Annotated in this window: 8 protein-coding genes; 1 reads left to right on the top strand and 7 read right to left on the bottom strand. The window is 64.4% G+C overall.

All coding sequences use genetic code 11. The annotated features are described in order from the left end of the window. Positions 1-92: 92 nt before the first annotated feature. The gene (locus tag IFT51_RS10975) at positions 93-1,808 is read right to left on the bottom strand and encodes an ABC-F family ATP-binding cassette domain-containing protein (protein WP_192061112.1); all 1,716 of its coding nucleotides are present in this window, start codon (positions 1,806-1,808) and stop codon (positions 93-95) included. A 221-nt stretch (positions 1,809-2,029) separates the two neighbouring features. On the opposite strand from IFT51_RS10975, the gene IFT51_RS10980 reads away from it, so the two are divergent. Next, entirely contained in the window at positions 2,030-2,476 is a 447-nt protein-coding gene (locus IFT51_RS10980) for a hypothetical protein (RefSeq protein ID WP_192061113.1), read from the top strand. A gap of 18 nt (positions 2,477-2,494) precedes the next feature. On the opposite strand, the gene IFT51_RS10985 is transcribed toward IFT51_RS10980, so the two are convergent. The 6 genes from IFT51_RS10985 to IFT51_RS11010 form a co-directional block, all read right to left on the bottom strand. Then, positions 2,495-3,295, bottom strand: a complete 801-nt coding sequence (locus IFT51_RS10985) for a hypothetical protein (RefSeq protein WP_192061114.1) — start codon at positions 3,293-3,295, stop codon at positions 2,495-2,497. Positions 3,296-3,474: 179 nt separating this feature from the next. Beyond that, positions 3,475-4,203, bottom strand: coding sequence for a hypothetical protein (locus IFT51_RS10990; protein WP_192061115.1), 729 nt, complete (start codon positions 4,201-4,203; stop codon positions 3,475-3,477). A gap of 1,648 nt (positions 4,204-5,851) precedes the next feature. Continuing rightward, the gene (locus IFT51_RS10995; protein ID WP_192061116.1) at positions 5,852-6,286 is read right to left on the bottom strand and encodes a hypothetical protein; all 435 of its coding nucleotides are present in this window, start codon (positions 6,284-6,286) and stop codon (positions 5,852-5,854) included. 610 nt (positions 6,287-6,896) lie between these two features. Beyond that, on the bottom strand, positions 6,897-7,346 hold the full coding sequence (locus tag IFT51_RS11000) for a hypothetical protein (protein WP_192061117.1): 450 nt from the start codon (positions 7,344-7,346) through the stop codon (positions 6,897-6,899). Beyond that, complete coding sequence (locus IFT51_RS11005) at positions 7,343-7,903, bottom strand: hypothetical protein (RefSeq protein WP_192061118.1); 561 nt, start codon at positions 7,901-7,903, stop codon at positions 7,343-7,345. Before IFT51_RS11005 ends, IFT51_RS11000 begins: the two co-directional genes overlap by 4 nt. Further along, positions 7,903-8,635, bottom strand: a 733-nt coding sequence (locus tag IFT51_RS11010) for an RHS repeat-associated core domain-containing protein (RefSeq protein ID WP_305798489.1), incomplete at its 5' end; no start/stop codon positions are given. The genes IFT51_RS11005 and IFT51_RS11010, both read right to left, overlap by 1 nt.

The following is an 8,635-nucleotide window of genomic DNA, read 5'->3' on the forward strand; positions in this document are numbered from 1 at the left end:
GCGCACCGGTCGTGACGCCGGTCGCGCAGCCGCCCCCGAGGCAGCCCCCGACACCGGGCGAGTCGACGACGTCGGAGCCGAGGAGGCGCGGCTCACTGCTCCGTCACCGTCCCGTTCTCGACGCGCCACTGCCGGTCGAGTCGCACGCTCTCGAGCATGCGGCGGTCGTGGGTGACGAGCAGGAGGGTGCCGTCGTACGACTCGAGCGCCTGCTCGAGCTGTTCGATGGCGACGAGGTCGAGGTGGTTGGTGGGTTCGTCGAGCACGAGCACGTTGACCCCGCGGGCCTGCAGGAGGGCCAGACCGGCACGGGTGCGCTCGCCGGGCGAGAGCTCGTCGACGGGGCGGTTGACGTGGTCGGCCTTGAGGCCGAACTTGGCGAGCAGGGTGCGGACCTCCGCCTGCGGCCAGTCGGGCACGAGCCCCTCGAACGCCTCGGCGAGGGGGACGGTGCCCGCGAGCAGTGCCCGCGCCTGGTCGATCTCGCCGACGGCGATGCTGGCTCCGCGACTCGCGCCTCCTTCGGTGGGCTCTTGTCGCCCGAGCAGACCGCGCAGCAGGGTCGACTTGCCGGCGCCGTTGGGCCCGGTGATGCCGATACGGTCGCCGCCGTTGACCTGCACCGAGACCGGTCCGAGCACGAACTCGCCCGTCGCGGGGTCGCCCTGGCGGAACACCGCGCCGCTGAGGGTCGAGACGACGGCGCTCGAGCGCGGCGCCTCGCCGATGGTGAACTCGAGCTGCCACTCCTTGCGGGGTTCGTCGACCTCCTCGAGGCGGGCGATGCGGCTCTCCATCTGGCGGACCTTCTGGCCCTGCTTCTCGCTCGACTCGGCCGCGGCCTTGCGACGGATCTTGTCGTTGTCGGGCGACTTCTTCATCGCGTTGCGCACGCCCTGACTCGACCACTCGCGCTGCACACGGGCGCGCCCCACCAGGTCGGCCTTCTTGTCGGCGAACTCGTCGTAGGCCTCGCGCGCGTGACGGCGGGCGGTCTCGCGCTCGTCGAGGTACGAGTCGTAGCCGCCGCCGAAGACCCGGTTCGACGCCTGGGCGAGGTCGAGTTCGAGCACCTTCGTGACGCAGCGGGCGAGGAACTCGCGGTCGTGGCTGACGAGCACGACCCCGCCGCGCTGGCCCTGCACGAAGCGCTCGAGTCGTTCGAGGCCGTCGAGGTCGAGGTCGTTCGTGGGCTCGTCGAGCAGGGCGATGTCGAAGCGGCTGAGCAGCAGGGCGGCGAGCCCGACGCGGGCGGCCTGGCCTCCGCTGAGGGCGGTCATCAGGGTGTCGGGGCCGACGGTGGCCGTGCCGGGGTCGGCGGACGACGTCGCGCTCGCGGTCTCGAGGCCGAGGTCGGCGAGCACGCCCGGGAGGCGGTCGTCGAGGTCGGCGGCGCCGCTCGCGAGCCAGCGCTCGAGCGCCGTCGAGTACACGTCGGCGGGGTCGAGGCCGTCGGGGCGGGGTGCCGGGTCGGGGTCGCCGAGGGCTGCCGCGGCGGCGTCCATCTCGGCGGTGGCCTGGGTGCTGCCGGTGCGGCGCCCGATGTACTGGGCGACGGTCTCGCCGGGGAGGCGCTCGTGCTCCTGCGGCAGCCATCCGACGAAGGCGTCGCCGGGGTTGAGGGTGATGGTGCCGCCCTGCGGCTCGTCGACCCCCGCGAGGAGGCGCAGCAGGGTCGACTTGCCGGCCCCGTTCACGCCCACCACGCCCACGACGTCGCCCGGTGCGACCGTGAGGTCGAGGTCGTCGAACAGGGTGCGGTGGCCGTGGCCGCCGGCCAGGCCCTTGGCTACGAGTGAAGCGCTCATCGGCCCATTCTCGCGTACCGGAGGGCGCTGCCGGGGTGGTTGTGGAGAGGAGACGCGGCCGGCCCGTCGAAGTGACGCTACCGGCGAAGTCCCGGACGCAAGGGCACCCGTTCGCGTCTCTTGGACGCAGGAGGCGCGGGGAAGCGAGCCGCGCCTCCTCGGCTTGGTAGCGTCGAGGCACGCGAGGGCCGGGTGGCGGCGCCTCGAGTCAGGGGGATGACGTGTTCGGACTGTTCCGCAAGCGTGATGACGACGAGCGCGGGGCGCCGGTCGAGCCGTGGCCGCGGATTCCAGTGGCGCCGTGGGCGGGCGGCGGGGCGACGGCCGAGGCCTCGGCGGTCGAGGTCCCGTCGAAGCGTCGGCCGAGCGTGCCCGGCATCGTGCTCACGGTGCCCGAGGGGCGCGCCGGGGTGAGGCTCGACGAGGTGCATCGCTTCATGGACGACGAGACGGCCATCCTCGAGACGACCCACGGGCCGACGATCTACGCGGTGTGGACGCAGGCGTGGCCGAAGAAGTCCGGCACCGCGGTGGGGGACATGCTGGAGGGTGAGGCTCCGGGCGGCCTGGCGTTCCTGTCCGCCGACGTCGATGCGCCGCCCACCGTGGTGCTGCGCGACGCCGAGCTGGCGTCGTTCAGGGCGTGGGTGGCGGCGCTCCCGTCGTGACCGGCGGGTGCATCGCTCTCAGCGGCGGGTGCTCGGTGCCCAGGGGGCCGAGGGCGACGGTTCGCCGGTACGGCTGAAGTGGACCGCGGCATCGATCGCGCGATCTCGGAGCACCGCGGTGGACGGGTTGGCGGGGATCGGCTGACCAGGCCCGGGAGCGATGACCGGGTCGACGATCTCGTACCAGGGGCCGGTGCCGACGTCCAGGGTGTGTTGCACCGCGATGGGGACGTCGCCCGGTCGGAGGATGTCGAGACCCGCGGTGCCGCGGCGCAATTGAATGATGTAGGCGATGTTGCCCTTCGGCCCCTTGATGACCGTGCGGAGGCGCTTCTCGGAGGGGTCGAGCACCTCGAACTGCTCGCGTCCCATGCGCCACAGCAGCACGGTGCGACCGGGCACGCTCGCGGGGTCGGTGGGCAGGATGATGGCCTCGCGCGCCTCCTGCCGGGCCCTCAAGGCCGTGCCGATGGTCTGGCCGAAGAAGGCGGCGCCGGCGAAGGCGAGGATGATCCAGATGTTCGGGGCGCCGGAGGTGATCATGGGCACGCTCGCGACACTCACCAGGGTGATCGGCACCGCGATCGCCCGACTGCGGTCACGGAGGCGTCCGAGGAGGAGCGAGGCGACCAGCACCACGAGGCTGAGCGTGATCGCCAGGCCGGTGTTCGCTCCGCCGAGGAGTGCTGCGGCCAGACCGAGCACGTACGCGAGCGGGGCCAGGATCCTGCGCGTCGACGACGGCATCGCCACCGGCTTGGTCGGCGACAGGCGGCGAGGCTTCGTCTCGGTGGGTGCGGCGGTGCGGTCTGTGCTCATGAAGTCCCCCTGGTGCCGGCGATCGGCGTGCTCGCTGGACATCCTGGCACGAACCGGTCTGTCGGGGTGCTGCCGCTCGGGGATCCGAACGGTCAGGTCGCCTGTCCTGTCGACCAGGGAGACGGGTACGATTCTCGGGAGTGCCCATCCGGTCCGAAGCGCTCGCGGATCGTGCTGTGCTACTCGCCGAGGTGCGGTTTGATCAAAAGGACATCGGCGCTCGTCCACCAGGTCAGTGTTGAGCTCATGGATCCAGATGCCAGAAAATGGCGGGCTGCTTCCTCGGCCTCGCTGACGAGAACCGTGTGGCGTTGCTCGACGGAGTTGACGATGCTGCCCATCATGACCGTCACGTGGTCTCGGGACGCTGTGGACGTCATCGCCATGCTCCAGGCGTCGTCGTCCAGGGTGTCTGGGGAATGGAATACCGCTAAGGCCCCATCGGCCCGCCCGCAGATGTCGAGCCTGGAGCCCTTGTGCTTGAGAACGACGTGGGACCGAGTCATCCCGTCCAATGCGCGGACTTTGCTGACGGCCTGTTCGGTCGTGGGCGCATCTTCGGCGAATGTCTTACGTCCGACCGACCATTGGAGTTCTGAACTGGTGGCTTCTCGCTCTCTGACCTGCTCGCTTCTCGGTGCGCGAATAGTCGACCCGATGAACCATCCAGCGATCATGGAGAAGAACCAAGGGCCTAAGACGATCTCATCATCTGGCAGTGTGGTGTTCAGAAGGGGTGGCCCGGCAATCGAAAGAACGGCAGCGGAGAGCGTTCCCCACAAAGATGACGAGTACGCCAACAGGCCGGCGGTCAAGATCCCCAAGCCCAGTGTCATGAAAGCCGAACTCGCATCAGCTTGCAGAACCAGCAGCAATACGATTGCGACCACGATGTTCACAACCGCCAAGACCGCATTGTAACGTCGCTGGATTCGAGGCATAGGCTTGTAGCCAGAGATCGCTGGCTTACTTCTTGCCAAAAGCTGAATCCGTCACTGTATGAAAGTCTCTCTCGGGCTGGCGATTGACCATAGCATCATCTGGCAGTACCGCAATGGAATCCACTCTCGATGTCGTGTGTGTGAGAAAAAGGGCGAACTGCGTCGTCATCCTAGTGAGCTACTAGTCTCGAGGTAGGATCTCGCTAGAAACAACTGACTCATTACCATGAACTTCATAACGGGAATAGCAAGCGTAAAAAGAAGTACTCGTTCGTTCGGTGGTAAGGGTTCGAAGGCAGCTCGACGCGACCGAAACCACCAGATAGCTAAAATTGCAGGCATCCCTAGTAGAACAAACATGGGTACCTGATACTCTTTTGAACGACGCGTATAGCTAATAGTGGTGTCAAATGGTACATGGCCGACTGTATAAGAAGCAACAACGACATTCACTAAGATGCTCATAAGAAGAAGATTGCGCAGCACGCGTATGAGTCTGTGACCCTTTGGGTCTCGAGGCAGCCATTGGCTTTTGTCAGTTGGGTTCTGACCGCCGTCCTTTGGTGCGCTTGTCATCCGGTGCCTTCCCGCATTGCCAATTCGTTCCGTCTCAAATGTCATCACACGTCCGTCGCTAGTTGTCGCGACGCCAGTCCGGCTGCTTCGCCATGTGCCCTACAGTGGCAATAGAGACGTGAATGGGCCCGCCGAGAGCGACCATTACGGTGCCTTCGCCTGCCTGATTCGACCATGAACGCAGACTACCTTTGCGCCGACCCTGGCTCGCTTAGATCTGCAACCCCATGACCGGTGTGGTCTAACTCCTGGCGTGAGAATTTGCCAAAGACGGCAAGGTAGCAATTAGGTCGCCTTACTCGTTTGCAGTCGGAGGCGCTAGACGGCCGCCCGTCCCTGATGAACTGGCTATCGAAAGCTGTTCGAGCAGATTGTATGGGCAATGTCAACTGCGCGAGCGGATGCTGCGTCGTCGCCGCTCTTGAATATAGCCCAGGATGGTGGCGCCGAGTTCCGATGTATAGGGCCACGCGTCAGAGATCTGATGGGCTAGTGGAGCAAGCTGGGTCAGCTCCCCCTCCGTATTTCCCATCGCTAGTTGGTCCTGTGCGCTTTCCAGGCTCTGCCGGGCTGACTCCAATAGGGGCGCAGAAACGTGCCCTGTAGAGGAGTCTTGCGCGAGATCCAGCTCTGATTCCACAGAAGCAATTAGTCGGTCGAGGGTCATCATCACTCCAATCGTTGCAGGATCGCAGGGTTTGGAACGAAGAACTGGCTCCCGCCCCCAGGGTGCCCGAAGTTTGGACCAACGCGACCTGATAAGCAAGTGGTGCCTTCCGGCAGCTAAAATTTGGCCAGGTGTTCCATAGTGTTGCCTGAAGGTAGAGCCAAGTCACTGCGACTGGCGGGCAACGTGGGAGTTAGGTAGCGACCACCTGCGGCTGCCCCGCCGTTCCCGACATCCCCACCATGGCCGTAGGACGCGGACCCAACGGGGCGATCGTCGGCATCGGGGTCGACCCCACAGCCGGTCGCAACGATTCGCGTGAAAGGCCCGCGACTTACCTAGGCAGCATTGAGTCGTCGCAAACGCGACTTGTCAACGTGTCGCTTGTCGCTCCGAGTTAGATCTTTCCTTTCTTTTCTCACGTATGTAGCCGCCGAGAAAAGCACCCGCCAGGACCGCCAGCATCCAAGTCGCGGTTGCGGCAGGCCAGTATCCCGGCGCACGCAGTAACAGGGCCATGCCTCCCAAGAAAAAGACCAATAGCAGCATCCGGGCAACCTGGAGGCTTGCGAAGGTGAATAATAAAGACATTAGGGTGACTGCCGCCACTAGGCATAGGAGAACATAGGGCAAAAAGGCAGAACCGTACCCCCGTCCATAAGCAAAGGGAAAAGCGACTGCTGCCGCTATTAAAATAAATGCGAGTAGTAGATTGCGAGTCATGACCCGCTTGGCGTTTCTTCCAGTCATTTGCATAACTTCATCGCTGTTCAGCTCAATTAAAAGCGGCCATGGCGTTTTCGACACCGGTCTTGCCTGCATCGAGAACTACACCTGCGCCGGCACCGGTCATGGTCGACTGCCAGAGTCGCCCTCCTTGCATAGTACTGAACGACGTGGCAAGACTGGTCGGATTGAACCGGGCCATTTGTTGAAGCGAAGCCATGTTTGTTGGCCCCCCCGGGATCATTGGCATGACCGCTCCCACGCCGGACCCCCATGCAAGGTCTCCCCACGTTGTCTCCTCGCCCTTAATGAGGTCTCCAACGTAGGTTGTCGTCCCTCCCGCGGCGGCGCCCAGAAGAGGCTCGCCGGCTCGCGTCATAACGGTCTTGAGCACCGGGCCACCTAGCCTGCTGGCGTCGGTCGCACGGGCGCGGCGGGAGGTCGGCCCGAGCAGTTCGCTACCGCGCGCGGTCGACTGAAAGTGAGCAAGGTCTAACGCATGATTTTTGCGTGGATGTACCCAGCCCACGAAAAAACGCACGCGTAAGGACTGCGTGCATCCATGTGGCTGTTGCCGCAAGCCAATATCCCGGCGCACCAATCAGCAGCGTCATACAGCCGAGGAAGGCCAGGAGAAGTGTTTTAACTTAGTGAGCGTATTGATCCGCCCGGACTTGGGTGATTCTGTGTATCAACTGATGACAGTGAATGACTGAACTTCTGGTGTCACTCTAAGGATCCTGAGAAGGTCTCGAATGTTCCATGAACCTTCGCCGATGATGAACCGACAGTCGTCTCCAGAGGTTAGCTCGGCCGCTACGTCGGCTCTATTTTCCTTGGTAACTCCCACGCGGAGAAGCAGGGTGCCGCAGTCGGCTGACTCGATAACAATTTGCTGATTCGATCTCCCGATTCCGGCTCGAGAGACGGTCGAGGATGTTTCAGGATTCGCTGATGTCACCTGGCAGGTCTTGGTTATAAGATGCGCATCATCATAGGCGCGGAGGACAGAAGGTCCGATAAGAAACACTGCGACAAAAAGCAATATTCCGCAGAGCCATGCGGCAAGAACGCCAACGTTTTTCCGGGAACGCTTAGGGTTTGCTGCTGGAAGGCCTGTGTCCGTTTTATGCTTCATCATTCACTATCTATCTCACTTGGATCGTTGCGTATCCGGCTTGCGCGTGTCCCAGTCGTGGGTCCGCTCGCCCCGGAGATAAGACCGTTCCAGGCCGAAATTTGAAGATCGGTCTCGTTGCGGCTTCCCCCGGGACGGAACCACTCATTCGTGACTCCCTGAACGCCACCCTTCACGTGGTCCGTCACGAGACTGGCTCCTTTGTTCACCAGCACAGGTGAGGCCGGACCGAGGTTGGAAACGACGCTCGATGCGACCTTCGACGAGGCGCCAGTGAAGGCGGCACCGGTGCTGAATCCCCACGCGGCCGAGCCAGCATAGCCAGCTACGGTCTTGGGGCCGTCGTTGTTGAACGAGTAATCAAGGACGTTGGACGTCGCACCTTGCGTGCCTGAGCTGACAGCGGACCTGGTGGTGGAACGCACACCGGAAACGATCCGGTGCACAGCTGGAGCAGCGGCTCTTGCGACTGTAGGAACGAGCTTCGACACCCCTATTGCAGCGCCGCCACCCACCAGGCCCGCGCCGAGCCCGAGCAACGACTGTTTACCAACTTCCATCAAGTCGACTTTGCCCGTCTCCGCCTTCTGCTGCGCGATCGAGAACCCACCATTAAGCAGCGCACCCGAGATCCTGCAAGCAGTGCCATCGAGAGGATAGGGCCGGCCGGGATGAACATGAGGGCCACTGCCCCCGCTATGAGGAAGCCCGCGGCGATCTCCTCCTTACGATCCGCGATCCACTGTCCGGCCGTCGCCATCGCGCCTTTATTAGCGTTGGCGTAAGCGTCGAGGTCCGCGTCAGTCGCGGGCCGCAAGCCCAGCGGGTCGAGGGCGTGCATCGGGTCGTTCCCGGCGTACGAGTACGGGTTCCCAGCCCACCCCGCACCGGTCACGGGCGCCAGCGGGTCCACGGACAGGAAGCCGCGGGCGGCGGGGTCGTAGACCCTGGCGCCGAGCCACTCGAGCCCGCCGATCTGGAGCCCGCCGGTCGCCGTCAGCGACGCCCCACCGGGCAGCTCCAGCCCAGGCAGGGCAGACGAGGCGCGGCTCGATCCCCACGGATCAGCCGCATCGGTCGCCCGTGCGCCCCGCCATGCAGGGTCGAGCCATTCCTCGCCGACCTGCGTCGCGCCTCCGGGAAGGGTGAACACTGATGCCCCACCGATGGACACGAGCGCAGGGACACCGCTGGCGGAGTCCCACCATGTCTCGGCACCGTCGATCGCGGCGAGCTCGCCGAGGGCGTCGACCCAGAGATCGGTGCGCCTCGCTTCGGTGTCGTCGGCCTGA

The sequence above is a fragment of the Frigoribacterium sp. CFBP 13712 genome (genome assembly GCF_014842255.1).
In the GTDB taxonomy this organism is placed as follows: Bacteria; Actinomycetota; Actinomycetes; order Actinomycetales; family Microbacteriaceae; genus Frigoribacterium.

Coding starts and splice junctions, on each gene's coding strand:
- IFT51_RS10975 (WP_192061112.1), bottom strand. CDS start 1,808: ATGAGCGCTTCACTCGTAGCCAAGGGCCTGGCCGGCGGCCACGGCCAC.
- IFT51_RS10985 (WP_192061114.1), bottom strand. CDS start 3,295: ATGAGCACAGACCGCACCGCCGCACCCACCGAGACGAAGCCTCGCCGC.
- IFT51_RS11005 (WP_192061118.1), bottom strand. CDS start 7,903: ATGGAAGTTGGTAAACAGTCGTTGCTCGGGCTCGGCGCGGGCCTGGTG.
- IFT51_RS11000 (WP_192061117.1), bottom strand. CDS start 7,346: ATGATGAAGCATAAAACGGACACAGGCCTTCCAGCAGCAAACCCTAAG.